The sequence below is a fragment of the Pseudomonas paeninsulae genome (assembly GCF_035621475.1).
In the GTDB taxonomy this organism is placed as follows: Bacteria; Pseudomonadota; Gammaproteobacteria; order Pseudomonadales; family Pseudomonadaceae; genus Aquipseudomonas; species Aquipseudomonas paeninsulae.
The window spans coordinates 5,219,787-5,244,889 of record NZ_CP141799.1 but is presented as its reverse complement, the minus strand read 5'-3'; the positions used below and the strand labels follow the sequence as shown (position 1 = coordinate 5,244,889).

The window sequence follows — 25,103 nt, the reverse complement described above, 5'->3', positions numbered from 1 at the left end:
TCCGCGCGGCTGGCGGGCAAGATGCCGCGCAGCGTTCCAACCACCAAGAGACAGCTAAACATGCAGCGTTTCCTCAGCATTGCCCTGGCCATGTGCCTGAGTTTGGGCCTTACCATGAGTTTTGATGCCGAAGCCAAGCGTTTTGGCGGTGCTAAATCCTTCGGCTCCGCACCGAGCCACCAGACCCGCCAGACCTCGTCGCCAACCTCGAGCAGCGCTAGCACGCCGACCGCCGGTCGTCAGCCTGCGGCGGCCAGCGGCGCGTCGCGCTGGCTTGGTCCATTGGCCGGTCTGGCTGCTGGCGGCCTGCTCGCCTCGATGTTCATGGGGGATGGCTTCGAAGGCCTGCAGATCATGGACATGCTGATCTTCGGTCTGATCGCCTTCCTGCTGTTCCGCTTCCTCGCCTCCCGGCGCAAGCAGGCCGGCCCGCTCAGCGCCAATGGCGCGCCCATGCAGCGCGAGATGCCTGCTCAGGCGGCACCGACCTCGATCTTCGGTGGTGGCAGCGCCGCTGCGCACAAGCCAGTGATCAATGCCCCGGCCTGGTTCAACGAACAAAGCTTCGTCAGCGCCGGCCGCGAGCACTTCCTCAGCCTGCAGCAGCACTGGGACGCCGACGAGATGGACAAGATCGCCGAGTTCGTCACCCCGCAGCTGCTCGAGTTCCTCAAGGGCGAGCGCGCCGAGCTGGGTGAGGGCTTCCAGTCCACCTACGTCGACAACCTCGACGTGCAACTGGATGGTGTCGACGACCTGAGCGACAAGACCGTCGCCACCCTGACCTTTACCGGTGTGGCGAAGACCTCGCGCTTCGACCAGGGCGAAGTGTTCAGCGAAAGCTGGCGCCTGGAGCGTGAAGCCGGTGACAGCCAGCCTTGGCTGGTAGCCGGTATCCGCCAGAACGGCTAACGAGCCGCTGGCTTCACACACAACCCGGGCTTGTCCCGGGTTTTGTGTTTCCCAGGAGCCAATCCCTCTTGTTCGGTCAGGCCGGGCAGAGTAAAAAGCCAACGCGGGAGAGCCTCTTCGCTGCATAGCGCGGGGCTCACCGTCGCTACCCCCGTCATTCTGCCTTGCTGCTGGAGTCCACCCCGTGGAAGAAGTCATCGAACAACTGCGTGAAATGAACGAACCCGTACCGGTCGCCCTGGAGCTGCCGGAAGAAGAACTGCTGGTGGAGATTGAGGAGCAGATCCTGATCAACCTGCCGTTCGAGCTGCGCGAATTCCTACTCAAGGTCAGCGACGTGGTCTACGGCCGCCTCGAGCCCGTCACCGCCGCCGATCCGCAATCACACACCTACCTGCCGGAAGTCGCCTCGGTGGCCTGGTCGCTGGGTGTATCGCGTGAGCTGGTGCCGATCTGCGAGGATCGCGGCAACTACTACTGCGTCGAACAGGACGGCACCGTAGTGCTCTGGGAAGGCGACACCGGCGAGCAGAGCGAAGAAGAAACCTGGGACTCGGTATGGCACTGGGTACGCGATGTCTGGCTGGAGAACTGAGTCCTCACAAAGTCACCCAGTCGGCGTCAGAGCGCAGGCGTGAGATAGGTTGCGTCCCGCCTTCAACCGTGGCTCAGGCGACCGCTTGAATCTGTCGATTCTCCGTCAGTACATTTCGATATTAAAAGGCCATCTATTTAGCTAGTATGCGCCGGCTTCCTTGTGCAGCGCTCTGTCGCCTGGCATAGCCGGTGACAGACCGCTCGTAATAGATGCCTCGTAAGGAAGCGACCAGTTTTAGCACGATAAAGTACCCAAGGAAGAAATCATGTCGTCTGCCTCTTTCCGTAAAACCCTCCTCGCCCTGGCCGTGACTGGCGCTGCTCTGCCGGTATATGCGCAGAGCCTGGAGCTGACCAATGCCGGGCTATACATAACCGATAAAATCTATAGTGAAACCGTTGAAATAACTGGATCTTTCACTAGTGAAAATAGCGAATATGAAGTCGTTGAGATCGACAGTACGACATTTGAAAAAGACTTAATATTTAACTCCACGGTCAATGCAAGCGGCAGTCATATCCAAGCCTTGGATCTAACCAATGGTTTCAGCTCCACAGAGATTCTTGGCAGCCTGATCAATAAAGGCAGCATCGCAGTTAACGGTGGCGGTTCCGTCGCCATACTTATTGATCCCGCAGTGATTCACGGCGATCTGATCAATGAAGGCACCCTGAGTGCAAAAGGTGGTACTCAAGGGGGAGAGGGCATCCGCGCCCTGGAGTTTTCCGGCCAATCCGAACTGCATGGCGACCTGATCAACGCCGCCAGCGGCAAGATCATGGCCGAAGGCGGCAATGCTACCGGCATCCTGCTGATGGGCGGCGAAATCGACGGCAAGCTAGTCAACCACGGTCTGATTCAGGTCAGCGGTGTAGAAGCCACGGCCATCGATGCCACCTCCAATGAATTCGGGACGTGGAGCAATCGGGTCGATCTCGGTGGTGTCGAAAACCACGGCAGCATCATCGCCCAAGGCGAAGACGCCGTAGGCCTGATGCTCGACGGCGTAAGTTTCGCCAGCTCGGCGGCCCAGGTGATCAACACCGGTTCGATCCAGGCCGATGACGCGGCGATCCAGATCGGCAGCTTCGATATTAAGGGCGGAGACGACCGCTACCCGCTGAGAATCCGCAACAGCGGCACTATTATCTCCCAGGACGAGGCCATCGACGCCTCCGAGGCCAGCGGCCCGGTCTACCTCAGCTGGGACGCCGGCACCATCACCGGCAACCTGATCGACCTGAGCAATATCGAGATCAATGGCAATGTGACCTTCAACGGCACCGACGCCAGCGCCGACGGCGCCAATATCCGTATGAAGGACAATAGCTGGATCGACGTGGGCAGCACCTCCGATCAGATCGTCGGCCACCTTGAGCTGGGTCAAACTCACACCAGCATCGACGGCAACCTATACGTCTCCGGCAACTCCTCGCTGGGCATGAGCCTGAGCAGCGCGACCGATGCGAACAAGGCCATCCTCGATGTTTCCGGTACGGCCGAATTCAGTAAGGGCGCGCAAATCAAGCTGGCCGCCAAGGGCAGCGACTTCTCCGCCAAGGGCAGCGACTACAAGTTGATCACGGCCGGCAGCATCGAGAACAATGGCCTGAGTGTGGTCAGCAGTTCGTCCCTATTGAAGGTCGATACCTATGCCGTTCAAGGCAATGAAATCATCGCAAAGGTGACCGGCAAGAGTGTTGGCGAGATGAGCACTGCCATCGCTCAGTCTGGCGGCTCACGCAATGCCCAGGCCGCCGGTGCGACCTTCAGTCAGCTGGTACTTAACCAGTTGGCCCTAAGCAATCCCAGCGACCCGGTTCGCCTGGCCTTTATCGCCGCCTCGGAAAATCCAGCGGCGCTGGCCAAACTCTCAGAGCAGTTGGCGCCACAAGTCAACGGTGGCTCTACCTCTGCTGCCGTTAGCGGCCAGAACCTGGTCAGCAACGTCACCGGTAACCGCACCAGCAGCGTGCGCCAGGGCCTGTCCTCGGGTGACGCCTTGACCGAGACCGGTGTCTGGGTTCAGGCGCTGTACAGCGATGCCAACCAGGATCTGCGCGACGGCATCGCCGGCTACAACGCCTACAGCCGCGGCATCGCCGTGGGTGCCGACGGCAAGCTGAACGACCAGCTGACTCTGGGTCTGGCGTACAGCTTCCTCAACACCGACGTCAACAGCAATACCGGCAACGATACCGAAGTGGAAGGCCATGCCTTCACCCTGTACAGCGGCTATGAGCTGGGCAACTACTTCCTCGACGGCAGCCTGACCTACGGCGTCAACGACAACAGCAGCGAGCGCCATATCGCCACCACCAAGGCCAAGGGCGACTACGACAGCAATCTGCTGGGTGTGAACCTGGTCGGCGGCTACAGCTATCACCTGAGCAACGAGCTGCTGATCGAACCACGCCTGGCCGCTCGCTACAGCCAGGTGGAGATCGATGGTTATCGTGAAAAGGGCTCTTCTGCCGCCTTGAAAGTAGAGGGCCAGCGTTATGAAGTCGGCGAACTGGGTGCCGGCATTCGCCTGGCAGGCAGCTTCGCCGTAGGCCAAGGTACCCTGGAGCCGCAAGCCAAGCTGATGGCCTACCATGACTTCATCGCGGACCAGGCTGCCAGCACATCGACCTTTGTCCTGGGCGGAACGCCTTTCACCACCTTCGGCGCCAAGCCGGCCCGCAACAGCTATGAAGCGGGTGTGGGGCTGGACTATCACCTCGGCGCTGTGACCCTGGGCGCCAGCTATGACTATGTCGGCAAGAGCGACTTCGACGCCGACACCTTCACCGCCAAAGTGCGTTACGACTTCTGATGAAGACGGCAAACCTCGGCCCGCTCCGGCGGGTCGGTGTTTGGCTGCAAGGCGCGGCACTGCTACTCGGTGCCGCGTTGAGCGGTTGTCAATCACCCCATCAGGCATTGCAGGCACTCGCCAGCCGCCATGCGGTACAACTGGAGACGCTCCCCACACTGCCCTTTCCCCTGACCGTCGGCATCCCGCCGCTGCGTCCGATGCCATCCCGAATTCGGATTTACCTAGAAGGTGACGGCCGCGCCTGGGCCACTTCCACGCAACCCAGCCTGGATCCCAGTCCACGCCACCTGCTCGTCGCCGGCCTGGCCTTCGGCGATCCAACGCCCAGCCTTTATCTTGCGCGTCCCTGCCAGTTCGTCACGCCCCTCGATTGTCGCAGCGCGCTCTGGACCGACCGGCGCTTCTCCAAGGAAGTGCTCGACAGCCTCGACCAGGCACTAACACTGATTAAAACTCGCTATGGCAATCAGGATTTCGAGCTGGTCGGTTATTCAGGCGGTGCAGCCTTGGCACTGCTGCTGGCCGTCCGCCGTGACGATATTGCTTTGGTGCAGACCCTAGCCGGCAACCTAAGCCCACGCCAATGGGCCAGCCTGCACGGGCTCAGCCCACTGAACGGCTCGCTGGAACCGCTCGATCAACGCCAACGTCTGGCGCAGATACCCCAGCGCCATCTCTTCGGCGCCGATGATCGAGTCGTGCCACCCGTACTACTCCAGCGTTATCGTGAAGCTATGGGTACTGGAGTCTGCTTGCAAAGTGCCGTACTTCCCGAGGTCAGCCATAGCCTGGGCTGGGAACAAGTCTGGCCCGCTTGGCGCGAGCAGCCACTGGACTGTGTCCGCGATTAAAGCCGGCCAGAACGGTGAAAGTGGCAAGACAAAAACTCGGTGTCAGCGATTTAATTGCGCGCCTGTACCCCACCACTTTCCAGCCCTAGCAGGTTGAGCAGGTACTCGTCGAAGTAACTCAGGTCCTGCTCCATCGCCGCGCGCGCCGCCTTGCCGTCACCGGCCTGCAACGCCTTGAAGGTGGCTTCGTGGAAGTCATTGAGGTGCAGTAACTGATTCGTGCCGGTAAACAAGCGGTTGAAGAAAGGCCCGATTTGCAGGCGCAGCGATTCGATCATCCGCAGCAGGATCGGGTTGGCGCAGGCGCGATACAGGGTCAGGTGGAACAGGCTGTTGTCTTGCAGGTAAGCAGGTACATCGCGCCGCTCCAGCGCCTGCTCCATGCGCAGGATACAACCCTGCAACAGGTCGATTTCGGCGCTACCCAGGCGCGGTGCGGCCAGTTCGACGGCCAAGCCCTCCAGGCTCAGGCGCACCTGGGTGATCTGCAGGAAGCGCTCGCGGCTCATCGTCGGCACTCGCGCGGAGCGCTGCTGTTCGCCCTCCAGGGCGCCCTCGGTAACCAGGCGCTGCAAGGCTGCGCGCACCGGCATCGGGCTGGTGCCCCAGGCAGCGGCGAGGTCGCGAATTTTCAGGCGCTCCCCTGGCTGGAAACGACCGGCCAGCAAGTCACTGCGGATCCGCTGGTAGAGTTGTTCCTGAAGGTTATCCGCCATCTGAGTCTGACCTTTTCTCCAGCCGGCAAGCCGGGCAGGGCGAGGTGAACGAGCGTGAGCCGGGCAGCGCGCTACCCGCTAGCATGAGGGTGGGCACTGAACCGCAAGGGCCGGCACAGCAGGCATCCGTGGTATCTCCGCCGTCAGGCGCGAACCGCGCTCATCATCGAATATTTACCCCGGCATTGACATGTCTATGATCACAAAACCATGATGTGCAAGAAATCGAACGCTATGTTCAATAATTAGCTCCAGCAGTATCGCCACATCTGCCGGCAGCGCCTCGATCGCCCGAGAGCGGCAACGCTTCAGCGCACAGTGCCCGCAATTCGTGGCGCTGGCCGAGCAAGCCCGCAACGGCCTGGCCCACGCCCCCCCCAAAAGTTACGCAGAGCCCAACCTTACCTACACTGAATTAACCAACCACTCTTGAGGAGCACTGCTATGAGCACCCCCGTTATCCTGATCACCGGCGCCGCCGGCGGCCTCGGCAGCGCCATCGCCAAGCGCTTCTCGCAGAGTCACTGGCGGGTCGCCGCCACCGATATCGACAAGGACAACCTGCATGGGTTGAATGCTCAGGTGCCGCTGGAATTCAGCGCCACCGCCGACCTGCGCAGTGCCACCAACTGCCGCGAGCTGATCGCCGAAGCCTTGGTCGCTACCGGCCGCCTGGATGCGGTGGTCAACGCCGCCGGGGTCTGGCGCAGAGGTCCGGTGCAGCACTTTAGCGAGGAAGATTTCGACCTGATCATGGGCGTCAACCTCAAGGCGGCGTTCTACATGAGCCAGGCGGCGATCCCGCACCTCAAGGACAGCCGCGGCTGCATCGTCAACATCGCTGGCAGTACCGGGCAACAGGCGCACCGCGGCTCGGCGGCCTACTGCGCGAGCAAGGCGGCGTTGGTGATGCTGAGCAAGACCCTGGCCCTGGAATTGGCCGAGTTCGGCGTGCGGGTCAATACGGTGTCGCCCGGCGACATCGCCACGCCGATGCTCGACTACCAGGCCGAGCGCTACGGCAAGGGCAACCCCAATGCCTACAAGCGCGAACTGCTAAGCCTCTACCCACAGGGCCGCGAAGCGCGCTTCCTGCGTCCCGAGGAAGTCGCCGAGCTGGTCTGGTACCTGTGCCAACCCGAGGCCGAGGCCATCACTGGCGCCGACCTGGCGATCGACTTCGGTCTCTCGGCCGGCAAGTAACCAAGGCCTCACATGCCGCTGGCGAAGGCCGGCGCGATGGCCGTGCGTAGCGGGCGCATGGCCTGGGCGTAGTGCACCAGCACCTCGAGCGTCCAGTCGGCACGGCTGCGGATCCGCGCATCGGCCTCGTCGACCGCCGTCTCGCCATTGAGCAGCGTCTCGACCTGGCGCACGATCAGCTGCTCGGGCAGGTAACACAGCCGGCAGTTCTTGTAACTGGAGGCGCGCAGTTCGCTCAGCGGGTAGGCGCCGCCCGTGCCGGCCGAAACACCGACCAGTAGCCCAGGCTTGTGCCCCAGCTCGCGGCGCCCGGCGTAGACGAAGAAGTTCTTCAGTGCCGGGCTGGCCATGCCGTGCCACTCGGGGCTGACCAGCACCAGGCCGTCCGCCTCGCGCAGCAGCGCCGCGCAATCGGCCCAGGCGCCAGCATGGTCATGCGCCGGCCACAACGGCAGCGGGGTGGCGCCGAGATCGATCAGGCTGAGGTCCGCCGCCGCGCAATGGCCCAGTTGCAGCAGGCGCCGCTGCAGGTAGGCGGCGACCTTTGCCGATTGGCTGGACGGCTGACTGGAGCCGGCCAGCAGCACCAGTTTCAGACTCATTGGCCGGCCCCCTCGCCCAGCGGGCCGGGCTCGGTGGCCTTGCCCGGCATGCGGCTGCGCACCAGCGGCCAGAACAGCTCATGCTGCCAGCTGACCGGGCGCAGGTTTTCCACGCCGAAGGCCTGGGGCCGGCGCCGGGTGATCTTGGCCGTGCCGAACAGCACGTCCCAGAAGAACAGCAGGTTGCCGAAGTTGCCCTTGTAATGGGTCACGCCATCGGCGGCGTTCTGGCCGTGGTGGGCGGAGTGGGTCGCCGGAGTCGAGATGGTCCGCTCGAGGATCCACATCAGCGGACGCAGGGCGCGAATACGGTACAGCCGGTCGTCCCAAGCGACGCTGCTGTGGGCGCCGAAGATCACCGCCATCTTGACGATCAGATAGCCGTAATAGACCTCCGCCAGACCCAGGTAGACCAGCACGGCGGACAGCCAGAGTCCCGGCATCAGCAGGTAATAGAAGCTGTTGTTGCGGTAGACGATGCGGATGCTCATGTACTGCGCCGAGTGGTGCGCGCGGTGCAGCGCGTACAGCCAGGGCAGCCGGTGCGCCAGACGGTGCCACCAGTATTGGGTCATGTCGTCGCACAACAGCAACAGACCGACGCCGGCCCACCAGGGCAGCTCACTCAGCACGCCGCGCACCTGCGGCGCCCAGTGTTCGAGCAGGGCATTGCAAAGGAAGAAGATCAGCGGAAAGGTCAGGCCGAGCAGCAGGCTCGAGCCGAGCACCTCGATGGCGACATCGCGCCACTGGCCCTTGGCCTGGCGCAAACAACCGCAGGCCAGCTCCAGCAGGATGAAGCCGAAAAAGATCGCGCCGACCACGAGTGAGGGATTGTTGGCGATTGTTGTTGGATTCATGGCAACCTCGACTGGGCCCGGCAGACGCACCGGGCGACAGCCCCATAAGAAGCCACCTAGGCCCGAGGCAACATGCGCGAACTGGACAAAAACACCCGAGAACGGGCCAACTTGCCGGCCCGACGCTTCCACCGCGGCCCCCTCGGCCAGGTGCTGGAGCGCTTCCTGCACAGCCGTGCCAGTGCCTCGCCGGACTTCAGCCTGGTCGAGCTGGAGCAACTGTGGCTGGCCGCCGCCGAGCACGACCCGGCCATCGGCTTGCACCTGTTCGCCCAGTTCAGCCCCCAGGACTGGCACGTACTGGCCCACCTCTGCCTATTCTGCGCCGACGTCGCCGAGTCAAGCCGCTGCTGGGCGCGCTATGCCAGCCTGGCTGCCGACAGCGACCAGCTGCGGATAGTCGAGGAAGGCGAGGGCGCGGGCGTCGAACTGACGATCGACGCCCCACCGCAGCTGGCCCGCTACCTGGTCGAACACTACATGGTCATGGCCGTGACCCAGATGCGCCGCGGCACCGGCCAGTCGGTGCTGCCGCTGCGTGCGCGCTTCCGTCATGCCCGCCCGGCCTACCACGAGCAGTACCGGCCCTGGTTCGGCGAGCGGGTCGAGTTCAATGCCGAGCACAATCGGCTGCTGTTCGATCAGCCCACCCAGGCCCTGCCGATGCTCAACCGCCATGCCGGTATGGTCGAGCTGCTCTGCCAGGAACTGGATCGCCGCCTAGCGCAGCGCCGCCAGCTTGGCGGCTGGGCTGGCAAGGTCGCCGCGAGCGCGCGTCAGGCGCTGGAACAGGGCCTGCCGGCGAGCCTGGAAAGTGTCGCCGAATCCCTGCACCAGAGCCCGCGTACCCTGCGCCGACGCCTGGAGGAACAGGACCTGAGTTTTCGCCAGGTGCTCGACCTGCTGCGCGGCGAACTGGAACAATACTACGAGCTGCAAGGGTTCAGTCGCGCGCAGATCGGCGAACGGCTCGGCTACAACGACAGCGCCGCTTACCTGCACGCGCGCAAACGCTGGCGTGACTCGCCATCGGCCTGAGTCGTTATGATAGGCAGGGCCGTGCGATGCCCGAAGCCGCCCTACCTCAACTATAAGAGTGCCCCCATGGAACCCGGAAACGCCCAACTGTCGATGACCGTATTGATGACCCCGGATATGGCCAACTTCTCCGGCAATGTCCACGGTGGCACCCTGCTCAAGTACCTCGACGAGGTGGCCTATGCCTGCGCCAGCCGCTACGCCGGCTGCTACGTGGTGACCCTGTCGGTGGACCAGGTGACCTTCCGCGAGCCGATCCACGTCGGCGAGCTGGTGACCTTCCTCGCCTCGGTCAATTACACCGGGCGCAGCTCGATGGAAATCGGCATCAAGGTGATCACCGAGAACATCCGCGAGCGCTCGGTGCGCCACACCAACAGCTGCTTCTTCACCATGGTCGCGGTCGATGACGGCGGCAAGCCGATAGCGGTACAGGTACGCCAGCCGCAGACCTCCGAAGAACAACGGCGCTTCAAGCAGGGCCACCAGCGCCGGGCGATTCGCCAGGAACTGGAGCAGCGCTACCGTGACCTCAAGCACGATGGTTGAGTGCTCGGGCAAGACAGCCCGCAGCGGGACTGGCAGAATGGCGTAACGCTCCTCGACACACGCCGCGCTCCGACCAAGCCCGCCTGGAACCCGCAATGCTGACCCTCGGTAATATTTTCGTTCTGATGCTGCTGGCCACGGCCGGCGCCTGGCTCTGGCACGCCCACGGGTTGCGTGAGCGCGCCCTGGCGCAAGTCAAACAGCACTGCGCGAAAGCCGACATCGAACTGCTCGACGGCAACGTCGCGCTACGCAAGATCACCCTGCTGGCCGATGCCCGCGGGCGTAAACGTCTGGCGCGGGTGTATGGCTTCGAGTTCACCGTCACCGGCGAACAACGTCATGTCGGCAGCATTGTCATGTTCGGCCAGCAGGTCGGACGCATCGAACTGGCGCCCCATCCGTTCAGGACGCCACCGGCAGAAAGCCCTCAGGTCATCGAGCTCAATGCGTGGCGGAGCGAACATCAGCCGCCCGAGGACTGAGGCGCGTCTACTGCGCAGAAAGCCCGCGGCAGCGCGGCTTGCGGCTGACCTCAGGCATATTGCGGTAAGCAGAAATCGCGCACTCGAATGGCGGCGTCCTCGGGCTGCTCCTGCATAAAGCAGTGCCCGCCAGCCACCACCTGAGCATGAATGTGCGGATTGCTGGCGCACCAGCGCGCGACTGACTTGGCGACAAAGGGGTAGCTGCGCTGGCCATACAGCACCTGAGTCGGCGTCACCACCTTGGCCAGCGACGGCCACAGGCGCCTGGGAAAAGAGCCGAAGATTTCCGCTTCGCGGCTCGGCCGACACTTGAGTTCGACGCCGGCGTCACTGTCTCTCAGGGCATTAGCGATATAGGCCTCGAACGCCGTCTCGTTCCAGCCGCGGAACATCCCGCGACCATGCAGCGCTGCATGTGCCGCCGCGCGATCCGGCCATTCGTGGCGGCGTTTGCGCGCCTTGCTCGCCATAGTGTTGCGTGAACTTAGACCGACCACATCGGAGAGCGCCATCACCCCGATCATCGCTGGAGTGAACAGCACCGGGTCGAGCAGCACGGCGCGCTGGAACAGCTGCGGCTGCTGGGCCAGCATCAGGCTGGTCAGAACCCCACCAAAGCTGTGGCCGACGGAAAACAACGGCACCTCGGCAAAGTGCTTGCGGCCCTCGGCGAACGCCTCCAGCGCCAGCTCGGCGCTGCGGTTCCAACCATGGAAACGACCGCCATGATCGCTGTCGCCATGGCCCTGGGCATCGCACAGCCAGAGGTCGAAATCCGCGGCCAGACCAGCCAGCAGGGGCTCGTAGACGCGACCGCAATAGCCGTTGCCGTGGAGAAAATGCAGCAGCGGCTTGCCCGAAGGCGGCGAATGCCAGCCGCGCAGGGTGAAACCGGCGGAACAGGCGTGGGACCAGGATTCTAGTTGCATGCACAAGCTCGCTGTCGACTGGGCGGCCAGTTTACTGCGCTGGCCGCCTGGAGCCGAGCGAGGAATAAAAAGGCTATGTACCCTTTAACTGTTGCATGGGCCGGCCCACCGCCTCCTGCAGACAAAACTCTGGCTGAATGCGCTTTGTGTACCGCTCCAACATGCGGCGCCAACCCAGGTAGTTAACGAGGTACTTGGTCGCAACCCCATGAAAGCGCGCCATCCAGCCCTTCAGCCGACTGTGATAAGCGTTGACGTTCTGGATATGAAAAGCCGCTTCCTGGACGCGTAACCCCGGCCTCGCATACACCACCTTGTGGGTGATCCCGTTGCGGCGTGCAAATGCCGCATAGATTGCTGCGCCATCAGAACAGAGCACCGACGCTTTATCCACCAAAGGCCTTAGCGCGGCACTTACATGGGCGGCGTCGAGCTTCTCCAACTGAAAGTCAGCGGTATGTCCTTCACGGTCGCGAACAACCAAAACGGGTATCTGATCCGGCCCCGTTCCGCGTGTCTTGCCCACACCCCCGCGTTTACGGGGTGGGCGCGGCATCTCGCGCTGACCTTTGAATGACTCGAGAAAGAACGTTTCGTCGGCCTCGACAATGCCGCTTTCACGCGCATCGTGATGCGCCGCCACATCATGCAAAAACCGATGTCGCCAGCGAAATGAAGTGTTCTTGCTGACGCTGCAGTGTCGGGCCGCCGCTCTCACGGTCAATCCAGCAATGAGGGCTTGGGCATAATCCAGCCAGCAGTCCTTTTTGCGTAGGCGCGCCAAGGGTGTTCCAGTCAATGCATTGCACGTGCGCCGACAGACCTTGCAGCGATAGCGCTGCAAGCCACCACTGCGGCCCCATGAGGCCAGTTGCGCGGCGTCGGCGGCACAGTGCGGGCAGGCTTTCAGATCAGGGATGAGCTCTTCAAAGCCATCTCGCTGCACGTTGATCTGGAGAAAATGCTGAACGATGGACTTCTGTTTGATCGTGAGGCGATCAAGCCGAGCCAGTAGGTGTTGAAAGGGTTGGGCATCCATAACGGCACTCCTTGATGAGCACACGTCTTCAGTCTAGGCCTTGCAACAGTTAACGAGTACATAGCCAATAAAAAACGGGCCCCCACAGGTGCCCGAAAGTCCACACTCAACTTCTGCTTAGCCTTGCTTAGCGCTGATAAAGCGCTCCAGCAAGCGGTTCAGCTGGTCGGGCTGATCCAACGGCGTGGCATGCCCCGAATCGGTCACCACCTGCAGCTCAGCATTGCGCAACTGGGCGACGTAGGCCTGCTTGTAGCTCAAGGGGGTGTAGTCGCGATCACCCGCCACGATCAACATTGGCGTATCGACGCAGTTGACCGCCGGCAGGGCCGACCAACCGAGAGTCGCGCGAATGGCATGTAGGTAGGACACCGGGTCATTGGCACCGATGCGCATGGCGGTGCGCCGACGCAACTCACCCTGCTCGGCGTGGGGAAACAACGTGCGCGCCAATAGCCGCCCCATGGCCTTGAGGCCCAGCAGGCGGATCAGTGTCAGCCGCAGCAACACCTTGCCGCGTAGCGCCCAGGAGTCCAGGAGAAAGCTCGGCGCGCTGTTGATCGCCACCAACCGCCCGACCAGCTCCGGCTGCTGCGCCAGCAACTGGAAAGCGACCATGCCGCCCATGGAAATACCCACCAGCACGCAACCCTGGATACCCTGGGCACGAATGAACTCGGCCACATCATCGGCCAGTTCCCCCACGCTGACCGGGGCGCGCAAGGGTTCGCTGGCGCCATGACCCCGTAGGTCGAGGGCAAACACTTCGGCAAAGCGCGACAGCGCATCGATTTGCGGCTGCCAGTCCTGCCAGGATGAACCGAGGCCATGCAACAACACTACCGGTATGCCTTGGCCCTTGCGGATATAGGCGCAGCGGCCACTGTTCAATTGAATATAGAGCACAAATAAACCCTCTTTAATAATAACTATGAAGCACTACTGAACCTGCCCTCCTGGTCCGTCTCGGTTATCAGGAAGCAACTATTAATATATTGTATTTGCCAACTTAGTTATTAAGTTGATGTTTGCCTTATCTTGCCGAAAAAACTAGAATCGACCTGCTTGGTATAGAGAATTCATTCATGTATAGCATTTCCAGCCCGACTCAGGCCCGCAGTAAAAAAGCCTTAGAACGCTTCCTCAACGTGGCTGCCGAACTGCTTGCGGACAATCGCTTCGAAGACACCGGCATTTCCCAGGTTGCACAACTGGCCGAATCCTCGGTCGGCACCTTCTATCGCCTGCTGGGCGACAAGGACGTACTGCTCTACGCCGTGCATGAGCGCTTCGTCGAGCAAAGTCGCAGTGCCATCGATGCACTGGTCGCAGACCTTAGCCACAGCGAGCTGTCGCTGGCGGCACAGATCGAGGTATTCATCCAGGGCATGATCAATCTGTTCGCGGGCCACGAGGGCCTGCTCCGTGCCCTGATTCGCCGCAGCTCGGCCGACCTGCAGTTTCGCCAGCGCTTCCACCAACTCAATGCCTACATCGGCCAGACCTTCTGCGCCATTGTGCTGGCCAGGCGCAACGAACTGGGCCACCTACACCCGCAGCAGGCCGCCGATCTTTCTGCGCATATGCTGCTGGCCAGCATGAATTACTTAACCATGGTCGGTACACTGGGCGAAACGCCCCGGGAAGTGATTCCCGGAGAACTTTCCAAGTTGATCTGCAATTATCTGGAAATTGCCAAGCATTAACGGCGACTGTCCCGACGTAATTGGGCCGGGGTAAAGTCGGACGGTTTCAAGGCAATATCAAACTGATTGGCCGGTTCTTCATTGGACAATACGCCGATGACATAGCGGCCGCCGATCAAGTCATATACCGCATCGCCCTTGGTCCAGATCAATGGCTGGTCATACAGGTTGATGGTGTAAGACTCGCCAACTCGCCACAGGGTGTCGCGGTTGTCGTAGTGATCGACCACCAGCAGCTGATAGCTGTCCTCATCGAAATACATGTCGCGTTGCTTGTACTGGTGGCGCATGCCGGCCTTCAGCGTGGCCCGCACATGCCAGACCCGATGCAATTCATAGCGCAACAGCTCGGGGTTGATATGCCCGCGCTGGACGATGTCGCTGTACTTGTTGCTCTTGGCCGCCAGGCGATAGCTGTTGTAGGGCACATAGAGTTCCTGCTTGCCCAGCAGTTGCCAGTCGTACTTGTCCGGGGCGCCAGAGAACATGTCGAAGTTGTCGGTGGTGCGCATGCCATCCGATGAAGTGCCCGGCGAGTCGTAGGCTACATTGGGCGCACGTCGTACACGGCGCTGACCGGAGGCGTAGAGCCAGGCTAGGCGCGGCTCCTTAACCTGGTTGACCGTCTCATGCACCAGCAGCTCGGTGCCCGCCAGGCGCGCCGGGGCCAGGACCGACTGACGAAAGTAGAAGAGGATATTACCGTTACTCTGGTTGTAGTCGCCGGCTGCTTCGTTGAACAGGAACAGGTCTTCGATCTTGGTTATGAAGTAGTCACCGCTCGCCTGAGGTACGGCCTGTGCGTAGTAGCGCTTGACGCTGTCACCGCGGTAGCGCACCAGATGATTCCACAGCACCTCGAGCCCAGATTGTGGAAGCGGGAAGGGCGTGGCCAGCTTGAAGTCGGCGATGCCGTTGCCATTCTCGATCAGCTTGGCCGTGCGCGCATTGTGCTTGGCCGCGGCGTACACCTTGTCGGGGTAGGAAGCCGAACGGTGGGTTGGGTAGACGTTCAATTTCCAGCTGCCGCTGAAGCGCCTGAGCATGGCCAGTTGGCCGGGACTGAGCTGCTCGCGGTACTGCGCAGCATTCGCCGCGGTAATGCTGAACAGTGGTTGGTCTGCGCCATAGGGATCGCGATAACCCAGAGCGGGATCGAAGGCGCTGGCATCGCGGGCCAGGCCACCCTCCCAGGGCGGGATGGTGCCGGCGGCATTGCCGGCTTTTTCGGCACCGATTGGGGTCAGATCCTGACCGAGGCGCGCGGTCTTGGCCGCATCCACCTGGGCCTGCGCCAGACCGGCACTCAGCAGCAAAGTGCCGAACAAGCTGGCGCGCAACAATCCTGAAGTCTTCATGGTCTTCCCTTCCTAGAAACTGTATTTGATGTTGAGGCTGAGGTAGTCGCGATCACTGCTCTTGTTGGCCAGGCCAGCACCGCTGTAACCGACGTACTTGACGCCGAAGGTCAGGGCTTCCTGATAGATGGCATCGACACCCAGCGAGTAACTTTTGCGCTCTTCCAGCAGACCGTTGGTCAATTGCGGCGCAACGCCATTGATGCCGTATTGATAGCTGACACTGGGCACCAGATTGACCACGTTGAACACGTTGCTGTAGGTCAGCGCCAGGCTGCTCTGAGCCCCCCAGGCACTGGAGGTGGCCCCGTAATAGTCGATATCCGACTCGAGGCCCTGCACCCGGCTGCCCACTACCTCGGTCAGCAGCGTGGCCGCATTGGCTCCAAGCAGGTTGTTGAAGCTGTAAATACCCACCAACGAGGCTTGCCACATGGCCTTCTCGCGATAGCCATCGAGGCGCGTACCAGGCGCAATACCTTGGGCGCTACCCAATAGCGCAGTCGGCAGGTACTCAGCCAATCCCAGGGCAATAGGTGCATTGGGCCGATAGCTCAGCTCGCCGGCCAGAGACAAACCATTCAGCCAGCTGTCACCCCCAATACTGGTGTTGAAGCTGAGGCCATAGAGGTGACGTTTTTCCAGGTATTCGGCGTAATACTGCGAGGTGCTGGCGTTCGGTTGCGCACCGAGCACCGGGAGTACAATCGGCTGCGCAACGGTCAGGCCGATCATCGGCACATTCAGGTTGTATCGCAGGTAGTAGAAACCCAGTTCGCTGTCGTTCAGCTCCGGCACCATCCAGCGCAAGGCCACACCGTATTGCGCAGCATCATCGGCTTTAATGTCTCTGCCACGGGGTATGAAGGTGGTGGGCAGGTAAGCGCGGATCAGATCATTGACGAAGCCTGGGCCCAAACTGTTGGCATAGGCCTGGGCCGCCGCTGGATTGTCGAATCCCAGCCCCCCGGGTAAAACCTCCTGGAGCGGTGCTACCGAGAGATAGTCGCAGCCACCGCCCAGCGCATCCAGGGTGGAGAAATAGGTACCACAGGGGTCGATCTTGGTTTCTTCCCAGGCGCTGCCAGGCTGCCAGTAGCCCTCGATGGACAGGCCGTCGCTCAGCTCGAACGAGGCATAACCCATCAGGGTCGGCAGATAGGCTTCTTTCAACTCGGAGCCTGGCGCGCGTAGCGCGTTGAGGTCCACCGGGTTGGTCGCACCGATACCGTTCTGATAGAACAACCCTTCGCCCCAGTTGATCACCTGCCGCCCAAGGCGGGCGTTGAGGGCGCGGTCGGCCACCGTCCAGCTGCCATAAACGAAGGCATCCAGCAAGTCGATACTGGAACCGGCATCGTCCAGCCCCTTGTTGGGTATTTCACGGTGCCGACGATCATCGTCCTTCAACTCGAAATCGTAGAAACCACGGGCGCGCAGAAAGATGCCGTAATCGTCCTGAAAGTTCAGGTCCATTTCGGTGACCACCTTGGCCACCTCGGAGAACAGCTCGCCTTTCTTGAAGTTGAGGTTACCGTCGTCGGAGTTGATCAGCGCCCCGTTGTCGCCCTTGCCGCCATTGGCTCGGGCAATCAGCCGGCGGTCCTGGTTTTCCATGCGGTAATTGACCCCGTAGGACAGGGTGGTATCCAAAGACAGCGCCCAATCGTCCCCCGGGCGCACCTGAAAGGCATCTGCCTGACTGACCGCCAGCAGTGCCAAGCAACCTGCCGTCCATGCTGATCTCTGTGCTGCCACGACGATCTCCTGCTATGTTGTTTTTATCGGAACCGGAACATCGGTTCCGATAAAGTAGTAACACCATCGTCATTTGGCAAGCCCGGCAAAGATTTTTTCTGGCGACAGTGGCCGGCGCTAGAGAGGTCGCGGCGCTGTAGCGCCCAGATTGCGTGGCCTTACTTATTTGACGGAATCGGAATTTGGGTTTCTATTTGGCTATGTACTCGTTAACTGTTGCAAGGCCTAGACTGAAGACGTGTGCTCATCAAGGAGTGCCGTTATGGATGCCCAACCCTTTCAACACCTACTGGCTCGGCTTGATCGCCTCACGATCAAACAGAAGTCCATCGTTCAGCATTTTCTCCAGATCAACGTGCAGCGAGATGGCTTTGAAGAGCTCATCCCTGATCTGAAAGCCTGCCCGCACTGTGCCGCCGACGCCGCGCAACTGGCCTCATGGGGCCGCAGTGGTGGCTTGCAGCGCTATCGCTGCAAGGTCTGTCGGCGCACGTGCAATGCATTGACTGGAACACCCTTGGCGCGCCTACGCAAAAAGGACTGCTGGCTGGATTATGCCCAAGCCCTCATTGCTGGATTGACCGTGAGAGCGGCGGCCCGACACTGCAGCATCAGCAAGAACACTTCATTTCGCTGGCGACATCGGTTTTTGCATGATGTGGCGGCGCATCACGATGCGCGTGAAAGCGGCATTGTCGAGGCCGACGAAACGTTCTTTCTCGAGTCATTCAAAGGTCAGCGCGAGATGCCGCGCCCACCCCGTAAACGCGGGGGTGTGGGCAAGACACGCGGAACGGGGCCGGATCAGATACCCGTTTTGGTTGTTCGCGACCGTGAAGGACATACCGCTGACTTTCAGTTGGAGAAGCTCGACGCCGCCCATGTAAGTGCCGCGCTAAGGCCTTTGGTGGATAAAGCGTCGGTGCTCTGTACTGATGGCGCAGCAATCTATGCGGCATTTGCACGCCGCAACGGGATCACCCACAAGGTGGTGTATGCGAGGCCGGGGTTACGCGTCCAGGAAGCGGCTTTTCATATCCAGAACGTCAACGCTTATCACAGCCGGCTGAAGGGCTGGATGGCGCGCTTTCATGGGGTTGCGACCAAGTACCTCGTTAACTACCTAGGTTGGCGCCGCATGTTGGAGCGGTACACAAAGCGCATTCAGCCAGAGTTTTGTCTGCAGGAGGCGGTGGGCCGGCCCATGCAACAGTTAAAGGGTACATAGCCTTCTATTTAGCCCGTAGTGCCAGGGACTCCGCTACCCCTGTCAGGCGGGCAGCCCTTATAAAATTAATAATAATCGGAGAACCGTCATGCTAATCACTGCCAAACCAAGTATCCGCTGGCTGGGCTTGATCGCCCTGTTGGCGTGCTGTTTCACGACCCCGAGCTGGGCCGACTCGCCTTGTAGCGAGCGCAAGGAATCCCTGCTGCTGCCTGGCAAAATCAGCTGCAACCATCAATCGACCTGGATTGCTTCAGGACCACTGAGCACGCGCAAGGTGATCTACCAGAGACCGGTCGGCCCCCCACCGCCAGGCGGTTGGCCGGTGGTACTGTTCTACCAGGGCTCGTTCTTTGCCCTGGACGACTTCGTCTATTACAGCAACGTCTGGCTGGGCAAGCTGTACAACGAGGGCAAGACCATCAAGACCCTGCTCGAGCATGGCTATGCGGTGATTGCCCCCAGCGCGCCGGCCGACCTGTTCTGGCACACCAATATCCCCGGCTTGTCGGGCAGCCTTTACCAGACCAGCAGCGACTTCACCTTTCTGAGCAACCTGTTTCAGGCCATCGACAACGGCCATTTCGGCCCACTAAACGGCCAGCGCAAGTACGCCACCGGCATCTCCAGCGGTGGCTATAACACCAGCCGCATGGCGGTGTCCTTCCCCGGTCAGTTTAAGGCGCTGGTGGTGCATTCCGGCTCCTATGCCAGCTGCAGCGGACCACTCTGCACGGTGCCGGATACGCTCCCGGCCGATCACCCGCCGACCTACTTCATCCATGGTTTCCTCGACGCGGTAGTCCCTTGGTGGAGCATGGACCTGTACTACGACCGCCTGCTCCATCAGGGTATCCCCTCCGGTCGTTATACCGAGCCGCTGGGCCAGCACGAATGGTTCAGCACGTCACCGGGCAAGGTGCTCGCCTGGTTTAACGCCTACCCCTGACAACCGCGCGCAGGCAGCCGAACAGCAGGCTGACTAATCGGCAAGCAGGCAGTGCCGGAAAGCCGCCTGCAGGGCGGCGACATCCTGCGCCTCGGCAAAGATCAGCTCCAGGCGCGAATCCTTGCGCCATTCGCTGCTCTGCCAGTGCAGCGCCTGGCCCTCCAGGGCGTTGGCCGAGAGCCAGCCGGCGTTGGTCTGCAGCACCAGCTTGGCGCGGCGCCAGGGCAAACTCGCGAGCCAGAGCTGCACCTGCATCAGCTCGAAACACTGGCTGGGGTGCCAGCGCCAGCCGATGCTCCAGCCTTCAGGTTGCGCCTGAACCTGGCAGATCGGCTCGGCCGGCGTGCGCCAGACTTGTGGCATGGCTGCGGCGGCGCTGCGGGGCAGCTCATCCAGGCTCGTACCTGCTTCGGCCCGGGCGGCGAAACCGGGTAGTTGCGCCAGGGGCAAGGCCGCCTGAGTCGTCCACAATAGTGGCCGCGCTGGCAGTTGCGTCTGAATCCGCCCCTTTGCCGCATCGTCCAGGTGCTCGGCCTTGTTCAGCAGTAGCAAACCGGCACTGTTCAAGGTGGCCTGCTGGCTATCGGGCAAGCGTGCGCCGGCGGCCAGGGCGGCGGCGTCCAGCACCAGTACCGTCGGTTGCACGGCCAACACGCCCTCCCAGGGGGGCTCGCGCAATTGGCGCAACAACTCTAGCGGATGGCCCAGGCCGGACGGTTCGATCAGCAGGCGATCCGGCCTGGCCTTGCGCAACAGTCGGCTCAGGCCGACCTGGAAGGGCACGCCGTTGACGCAGCACAGGCAGCCGCCCGCGACCTCGGCCATGACGATGCCGTCGGCGTCGCTGCTGAGCAGGGCCGCGTCCAGGCCGATCAAGCCGAACTCGTTGATCAGCACCGCCCAACGCTCAGCGGCCGGACGCTGCGCCAGCAGTTGGCGGATCAGGCTGGTCTTGCCAGCACCCAGGGGGCCGGCGATCAGGTGGGTAGGGATATTTTTCAGCATGGGCCTATGGTGCGGTTGTGCAAGCGATAGGGGAAGGGCCTGTAGGAGGCGCGACGGTCCGACTCGGCGCCACGCAGACGTGAAAAAAGCGGCATGGTAGAGTCGCCAGCATATTCGTTTTTGGGGTAAATCGATGCGTGTTGTTCTGCTGCTGGGCATGCTCGCCCTATCCGGTCTGGCCTGGGGCGAAGCCTGCGTGATTCACAGTCAGGCCGAGCGCCTGGACATCAAGGTCTGCCAGCAGAATCGCAGCATTCCACCGAACCTGTTTCGCAGCGGTTTCTGCCAACCACAATTGAAAGGCCAGAAGGTCGAAGTAGCCTTCGTCGAGCAATGCCCGATCGGCGCCTACGGCGTCTGTCGCAACGCTCAGGTGGGCGGCATGCCCTACCAGCAGGACATTCACTATTACGGCGTGGCCAGCGACGCCGCTTACCTCAAGCCGTTCTGCGAACGGCAGAGCAAGGGCGTATGGATGGCGCGGTAGGGCGAACTCAGGAACGCAGCGAACAGTCCGCCACACGCCGCCGTCGCCGCACTGCGCCTTACGCCAACCAATCTAGAGTCAGCAATAACCGTCGCTCGCCGGCTGGCGGCTGTGGCGAGCGGTGGATCAGCCCACCACCTTCGTTGCCGGTCCATTTCTCGCCCTTGGCCAGCAGCACATGGCCGGCCGCCGCGCGTTCGATCAGAGCTGCATCCTCGGGCTCTGCGGCCGGGTCGCCGAGGCGACGGCGGGCCATCACGCCCTCGCGCAACCACTGGCTGCCGACCCCGGCATAGCTGGTGATCAAGCGCAGCGGCACATGGTCGACATGAAAACGCGGGCACATGGCCTTGTCCAACGCGCGCACGCGTAAGCCGATGCGCCTGCCATCGACCAGGCAAGCAAAGGCGCCGACCAGCCAGCCGACATCGGCGACAAAGGCCGCGTGGCCGGGCAGCTCCTGGTAACCGGCCAGCAGGCTACTCAGGTCCGGTTCGGTATCGGCGCCTGGCAGCTCCAGGGTCAGGGTTTGCGCCAGAGGCTCGTCCAGCGCCAGCAACTGGGTCGCAAAATCGGTGATCGCAGGCGGCAACCGACGCTGCCAGACCGCCAGATTTACCTGGTCGTTGAGCACTTCACAGAACACCTCAACCTGTTCGCCAGCCATCTGCGCCAGCGGTTGTCTGAGGATGGGCGTGAGCATCAGGCTGCCGCCTCTTCGACCCAGGGGCCGAACGGGTCGGGCAGCGCCCGCCAGGCGTCCATGCCCTGGGCCATTTCCGCGTCATCCAGCAGGCAGGCGTCCAGCTCTGCGGTGAGCTGGGCGAAGTCGATATTCTGGCCAATAAATACCAGCTCCTGACGGCAGTCGCCGCTCTGCGCCTCCCAGTTCTGCATGATCGCCTGCAGACCTTCGGCGTCCTCAGGCCACTGAGCTTTCGGTACAAAGCGCCACCAGCGCCCGGCAAAGCCATGACGCATCAGGCCGCCAGCCTGGGACCAACTGCCGGCTTCCTGGTATTTGCTGGCCAGCCAGAAGAAACCCTTGGAGCGCAGCAAGCGGCCGTTAGTCCACTCGCGATTGATGAAGCTGAAGAAGCGCTCGGGATGAAAGGGCCGCCGCGCACGGTAGGCGCTGGAGGCGATACCGTACTCCTCGGTCTCCGCGATGTGCTCGCCGCGCAACTCCTTGAGCCAACCCGGCGCCTCGGCCGCGCGGGCGAAGTCGAAGCGACCGGTGTCGAGGATCTTGGCCAGCGGCACCACGCCCATGGCCATGGGCAGAATCTCGGCATGGCTGTTGAGACCACGCAGGATGGCAATCAACTCTTCGCGCTCATGGCTGCTGATCAGATCGATCTTGCTGACCAAGATCACATCGGCGAACTCCACCTGCTCGATCAGTAGGTCGGTAATGCTGCGCTCGTCGTCCTCACCGAGGGTTTCGCCACGGCTGGCCAGGCTCTCGGCCTCGTGAAAATCGCGGAGGAAGTTGACCCCATCGACCACCGTAACCATGGTGTCCAAGCGTGCCAGATCAGCCAGGCTCTGGCCCTGTTCATCGCGGAAGGTAAAGGTCTCGGCCACCGGCAGCGGCTCGGAAATGCCGGTGGACTCGATCAGCAGGTAATCGAAGCGACCTTCGCGGGCCAGGCGGCCGACCTCTTCCAGCAAGTCTTCGCGCAGGGTGCAGCAGATGCAGCCGTTGCTCATCTCGATGAGTTTTTCTTCGGCGCGGTTGAGGCTGACATCGCGCTGGACTTCGCTGCCATCGATATTGATCTCGCTCATATCGTTGACGATCACCGCGACCTTGAGGCCCTCGCGGTTCTTCAGGATGTAGTTGAGCAGGGTGCTCTTGCCGGCACCGAGAAAGCCGGACAGTACGGTTACGGGAAGACGATTGGGCATGGTTTTAGGCTCCATCAGGGTTCGGCATGACGCAGATGCTTTTCGCGTTGTTCTTGGCGTTCTTTGGCCTCAATGCACAGGCTGGCGGTGGGCCGCAGCAGCAGACGCTTGAGGCCGATCGGCTCGCCAGTTTCACGGCACCAGCCGTATTCGCCACGGGCCAGGTGATCGACGGCTGCGTCGATCTTGTCGAGCAGTTTCTTTTCCCGTTCGAGCTGGCGCAGTTGCCACTGCCGCTGTTCTTCGGCGCTGCCGATATCGGCCGGGTCGCTGCTGGTTTCGTGCTCGCGCAGGGTTTCGAACTCCTCGGCGATGCGCGTCTGCAGATCGCCGCGCTGGCTCAGCAGCAAGGCACGGAAAAACTGCTGTTGGGCGTCGTTCATATAATCATCGGCCGGCTGGGCAAGCAGCTCGGTTGCGGTGAGCAGGGTCAAGCTCATGGTACGAATTCACTGGCATGCTGTTTGGATTGATATAACATAACATTTATCACTACTGCCTACTGCTGGATTTTTGATGCATGCCCTGACTCTGCCGGATATTGCCGCCCAAGCGACTCACTACCCACAAACCCTGGATTGGGTCGGCATGGGCGAAGTCGCCTTACCGCTGTTGTTTGCCAAGCAACGGATCAACGCCCGTGCCGATGCCGGGGTCAGCCTGGACGCTGGCAGCGTGCGCGGCATTCATATGTCGCGCCTGTACCTAGCGCTGCAGGCCCTGGAGGCCGAGGACCTCAGGCCACAGTTGTTAGAGCAGCTGCTGGGCGAGTTTCTCGACAGCCATCAAGGCCTGTCGCAGCAGGCCTATATCACCCTGCGCGGCGAGGCCTTGCTCAGCCGTCCGGCGTTGGTCAGTCCGCTATCGGGCTGGAAGGACTACCCCTTCGAAGTACGTGCACGCCAGGATTCATCGGGGTTCCACGTGGAACTGCAGGTTCAGATTGACTATTCCTCGACCTGCCCCTGTTCCGCTGCCCTGGCCCGGCAGCTGATCCAGCAGCGCTTTATCGAGGACTTCGCCGACCAGCCCCTCGACCATCAGCAACTGCTGAGCTGGCTCGGCTCGACCCAGGGCATTCTGGCCACACCACACAGCCAGCGCAGCACTGCCACTCTGCAGATACGCCTGAGCCCGCAAGCCAATGAGCTGCCGCTGATCGAGCTGATCGACTGCGCCGAACAGGCCCTCGGCACCGCCGTGCAGACCGCAGTCAAGCGTGCCGACGAGCAGGCCTTCGCCCTAGCCAACGGGCAGAATCTGATGTTCTGCGAAGACGCTGCGCGCCGCCTGCACAGTGCCCTGTTGCTGCAACCAGAGCTGAGCGCCTTCAGCCTGCGCGTGGTGCATGCGGAAAGCCTGCACGCCCACGATGCGGTGGCCGCGAGCAGCTGGAACTGGAGCCTGGCATGATCCGCTGCCGGCACCTGCAGTGGGGCCCAGGTGGCCAGCCGCTGACCCCGCCGTTGGATCTGCAGCTGCTCAGCGGCAGCCTGACGGGGTTGATCGGCGGCAACGGTTGTGGCAAAAGCAGCCTGCTCAAGGTGATTGCCGGCCTGCAACAACCACTGCGTGGGCGCCTCGAACTGGGCGTGCCGCGCCTGGGTGGTGTGGCCTATCTGATACAGCAGCAGGCCCTCGACCGGCAGTTTCCGATCAGCCTGCAAAGCCTGGTCAGTACGGGGTTCTGGCGCAGCCCGCTGAACCGTCGCGAACGCCAGGTTCGCCTGTGCCAAGTGTTGGACGACTGGGGCCTATATGGGTTACCGCACCAGTCGCTACAGGCGCTCTCCGGCGGCGAGCTGCAGCGCGCGCTGCTGGCGCGCCTGAGCCTGACCGATGCCAGAGTGTTGCTGCTGGATGAGCCCGAAGCCGCCCTGGACGATCATGGCCAGACGCTGCTCTGGCAACATATCCAGCGCTGGCAGGCCGAGGGTCGCACCCAGTTGCTGGTCAGCCATGACCTCACCAGCCTTAACCAGCGCCTGGACAACGCCCTGCAGCTGTCGCGCAATGCTTGCCTATTCGCGCCGATCAGCCAGCTGATCGGCCAGCGCCAGACATTGGAACAGGTGGCCTAGGGTGGAGCTGCTAT

The 25,103-nt window shown here is 61.9% G+C and carries 26 protein-coding genes; 14 read left to right on the top strand and 12 right to left on the bottom strand.

Annotated features, from left to right (window positions below):
- Window positions 1-60 precede the first annotated feature (60 nt).
- The 4 genes from VCJ09_RS24205 (at window position 61) to VCJ09_RS24190 (ending at window position 5,182) form a co-directional block, all read left to right on the top strand.
- A complete protein-coding gene (locus VCJ09_RS24205; RefSeq protein ID WP_324732522.1) occupies window positions 61-912 on the top strand; it encodes a Tim44 domain-containing protein in 852 nt (283 codons plus the stop codon).
- A gap of 184 nt (window positions 913-1,096) precedes the next feature.
- Window positions 1,097-1,507 (top strand): SMI1/KNR4 family protein, encoded by a 411-nt coding sequence (locus VCJ09_RS24200; protein ID WP_324732521.1) that lies wholly within the window; start codon window positions 1,097-1,099, stop codon window positions 1,505-1,507.
- 268 nt (window positions 1,508-1,775) lie between these two features.
- Complete coding sequence (locus VCJ09_RS24195; RefSeq protein ID WP_324732520.1) at window positions 1,776-4,328, top strand: autotransporter family protein; 2,553 nt, start codon at window positions 1,776-1,778, stop codon at window positions 4,326-4,328.
- Window positions 4,328-5,182, top strand: a complete 855-nt coding sequence (locus tag VCJ09_RS24190; RefSeq protein ID WP_324732519.1) for an alpha/beta hydrolase — start codon at window positions 4,328-4,330, stop codon at window positions 5,180-5,182. The genes VCJ09_RS24195 and VCJ09_RS24190 overlap by 1 nt, the downstream gene beginning before the upstream one ends.
- A 50-nt stretch (window positions 5,183-5,232) precedes the next feature.
- Here the strand turns inward: VCJ09_RS24190 and VCJ09_RS24185 are convergent, their stop codons facing one another.
- On the bottom strand, window positions 5,233-5,898 hold the full coding sequence (locus VCJ09_RS24185; RefSeq protein ID WP_324732518.1) for a GntR family transcriptional regulator: 666 nt from the start codon (window positions 5,896-5,898) through the stop codon (window positions 5,233-5,235).
- A 444-nt stretch (window positions 5,899-6,342) separates the two neighbouring features.
- On the opposite strand from VCJ09_RS24185, the gene VCJ09_RS24180 reads away from it, so the two are divergent.
- Entirely contained in the window at window positions 6,343-7,101 is a 759-nt protein-coding gene (locus VCJ09_RS24180) for an SDR family NAD(P)-dependent oxidoreductase (protein WP_324732517.1), read from the top strand.
- An 8-nt stretch (window positions 7,102-7,109) separates the two neighbouring features.
- Here VCJ09_RS24180 and VCJ09_RS24175 read toward each other — a convergent pair whose 3' ends face one another.
- Together VCJ09_RS24175 and VCJ09_RS24170 are read right to left on the bottom strand one after the other, a co-directional pair.
- Window positions 7,110-7,703: an NADPH-dependent FMN reductase gene (locus tag VCJ09_RS24175; RefSeq protein WP_324732516.1), complete on the bottom strand. Its 594-nt coding sequence runs from the start codon at window positions 7,701-7,703 to the stop codon at window positions 7,110-7,112.
- On the bottom strand, window positions 7,700-8,563 hold the full coding sequence (locus VCJ09_RS24170) for a sterol desaturase family protein (RefSeq protein ID WP_324732515.1): 864 nt from the start codon (window positions 8,561-8,563) through the stop codon (window positions 7,700-7,702). The genes VCJ09_RS24175 and VCJ09_RS24170 overlap by 4 nt, the downstream gene beginning before the upstream one ends.
- Window positions 8,564-8,635: 72 nt before the next feature.
- Between VCJ09_RS24170 and VCJ09_RS24165 the strand changes: the two genes are divergently transcribed.
- The 3 genes from VCJ09_RS24165 to VCJ09_RS24155 all read left to right on the top strand — a co-directional run bounded on the left by VCJ09_RS24165 (window position 8,636) and on the right by VCJ09_RS24155 (window position 10,635).
- Complete coding sequence (locus VCJ09_RS24165) at window positions 8,636-9,601, top strand: AraC family transcriptional regulator ligand-binding domain-containing protein (protein WP_324732514.1); 966 nt, start codon at window positions 8,636-8,638, stop codon at window positions 9,599-9,601.
- Window positions 9,602-9,667: 66 nt separating this feature from the next.
- The gene (locus tag VCJ09_RS24160; RefSeq protein ID WP_324732513.1) at window positions 9,668-10,150 is read left to right on the top strand and encodes an acyl-CoA thioesterase; all 483 of its coding nucleotides are present in this window, start codon (window positions 9,668-9,670) and stop codon (window positions 10,148-10,150) included.
- 95 nt (window positions 10,151-10,245) lie between these two features.
- Window positions 10,246-10,635, top strand: coding sequence for a DUF3301 domain-containing protein (locus VCJ09_RS24155; protein WP_324732512.1), 390 nt, complete (start codon window positions 10,246-10,248; stop codon window positions 10,633-10,635).
- A 50-nt stretch (window positions 10,636-10,685) separates the two neighbouring features.
- Here VCJ09_RS24155 and VCJ09_RS24150 read toward each other — a convergent pair whose 3' ends face one another.
- The 3 genes from VCJ09_RS24150 to VCJ09_RS24140 form a co-directional block, all read right to left on the bottom strand.
- Window positions 10,686-11,567, bottom strand: coding sequence for an alpha/beta fold hydrolase (locus VCJ09_RS24150; RefSeq protein ID WP_324732511.1), 882 nt, complete (start codon window positions 11,565-11,567; stop codon window positions 10,686-10,688).
- 73 nt (window positions 11,568-11,640) lie between these two features.
- A complete protein-coding gene (locus VCJ09_RS24145; RefSeq protein ID WP_324732510.1) occupies window positions 11,641-12,606 on the bottom strand; it encodes an IS1595 family transposase in 966 nt (321 codons plus the stop codon).
- Between the two features lie 117 nt (window positions 12,607-12,723).
- A complete protein-coding gene (locus VCJ09_RS24140) occupies window positions 12,724-13,512 on the bottom strand; it encodes an alpha/beta fold hydrolase (RefSeq protein ID WP_324732509.1) in 789 nt (262 codons plus the stop codon).
- Window positions 13,513-13,691: 179 nt separating this feature from the next.
- Between VCJ09_RS24140 and VCJ09_RS24135 the strand changes: the two genes are divergently transcribed.
- Window positions 13,692-14,312, top strand: a complete 621-nt coding sequence (locus VCJ09_RS24135; protein ID WP_324732508.1) for a TetR/AcrR family transcriptional regulator — start codon at window positions 13,692-13,694, stop codon at window positions 14,310-14,312.
- On the opposite strand, the gene VCJ09_RS24130 is transcribed toward VCJ09_RS24135, so the two are convergent.
- Both VCJ09_RS24130 and VCJ09_RS24125 read right to left on the bottom strand, forming a co-directional pair.
- Entirely contained in the window at window positions 14,309-15,670 is a 1,362-nt protein-coding gene (locus VCJ09_RS24130; protein WP_324732507.1) for a DUF1329 domain-containing protein, read from the bottom strand. The two genes, VCJ09_RS24135 and VCJ09_RS24130, sit on opposite strands and share 4 nt — an antisense overlap.
- Window positions 15,671-15,682: 12 nt before the next feature.
- Window positions 15,683-17,428, bottom strand: coding sequence for a DUF1302 domain-containing protein (locus VCJ09_RS24125; protein ID WP_324732506.1), 1,746 nt, complete (start codon window positions 17,426-17,428; stop codon window positions 15,683-15,685).
- Window positions 17,429-17,690: 262 nt separating this feature from the next.
- Here VCJ09_RS24125 and VCJ09_RS24120 point away from each other — a divergent pair, with 262 nt between their 5' ends.
- Window positions 17,691-18,656, top strand: a complete 966-nt coding sequence (locus tag VCJ09_RS24120) for an IS1595 family transposase (RefSeq protein ID WP_324732505.1) — start codon at window positions 17,691-17,693, stop codon at window positions 18,654-18,656.
- Between the two features lie 88 nt (window positions 18,657-18,744).
- Entirely contained in the window at window positions 18,745-19,605 is an 861-nt protein-coding gene (locus VCJ09_RS24115) for an extracellular medium-chain-length polyhydroxyalkanoate depolymerase (protein ID WP_324732504.1), read from the top strand.
- Between the two features lie 33 nt (window positions 19,606-19,638).
- On the opposite strand, the gene VCJ09_RS24110 is transcribed toward VCJ09_RS24115, so the two are convergent.
- Window positions 19,639-20,610 (bottom strand): CobW family GTP-binding protein, encoded by a 972-nt coding sequence (locus tag VCJ09_RS24110; protein ID WP_324732503.1) that lies wholly within the window; start codon window positions 20,608-20,610, stop codon window positions 19,639-19,641.
- Between the two features lie 133 nt (window positions 20,611-20,743).
- Between VCJ09_RS24110 and VCJ09_RS24105 the strand changes: the two genes are divergently transcribed.
- On the top strand, window positions 20,744-21,097 hold the full coding sequence (locus tag VCJ09_RS24105) for an NADH:ubiquinone oxidoreductase (protein ID WP_177345246.1): 354 nt from the start codon (window positions 20,744-20,746) through the stop codon (window positions 21,095-21,097).
- A gap of 58 nt (window positions 21,098-21,155) precedes the next feature.
- On the opposite strand, the gene VCJ09_RS24100 is transcribed toward VCJ09_RS24105, so the two are convergent.
- The 3 genes from VCJ09_RS24100 to dksA are packed head-to-tail and all read right to left on the bottom strand — an operon-like array spanning window position 21,156 to window position 23,448.
- The gene (locus VCJ09_RS24100; RefSeq protein WP_324732502.1) at window positions 21,156-21,800 is read right to left on the bottom strand and encodes a DUF1826 domain-containing protein; all 645 of its coding nucleotides are present in this window, start codon (window positions 21,798-21,800) and stop codon (window positions 21,156-21,158) included.
- Complete coding sequence (zigA, locus tag VCJ09_RS24095; RefSeq protein WP_324732501.1) at window positions 21,800-23,008, bottom strand: zinc metallochaperone GTPase ZigA; 1,209 nt, start codon at window positions 23,006-23,008, stop codon at window positions 21,800-21,802. Before zigA ends, VCJ09_RS24100 begins: the two co-directional genes overlap by 1 nt.
- A 14-nt stretch (window positions 23,009-23,022) precedes the next feature.
- A complete protein-coding gene (gene dksA, locus VCJ09_RS24090; protein WP_324732500.1) occupies window positions 23,023-23,448 on the bottom strand; it encodes an RNA polymerase-binding protein DksA in 426 nt (141 codons plus the stop codon).
- A gap of 76 nt (window positions 23,449-23,524) precedes the next feature.
- Here dksA and folE2 point away from each other — a divergent pair, with 76 nt between their 5' ends.
- A complete protein-coding gene (gene folE2, locus VCJ09_RS24085; RefSeq protein ID WP_324732499.1) occupies window positions 23,525-24,421 on the top strand; it encodes a GTP cyclohydrolase FolE2 in 897 nt (298 codons plus the stop codon).
- Window positions 24,418-25,089 carry a metal ABC transporter ATP-binding protein gene (locus tag VCJ09_RS24080; RefSeq protein ID WP_324732498.1) on the top strand — a complete coding sequence of 224 codons (672 nt, stop codon included), beginning with the start codon at window positions 24,418-24,420 and terminating at the stop codon, window positions 25,087-25,089. The genes folE2 and VCJ09_RS24080 overlap by 4 nt, the downstream gene beginning before the upstream one ends.
- Window positions 25,090-25,103 lie beyond the last annotated feature (14 nt).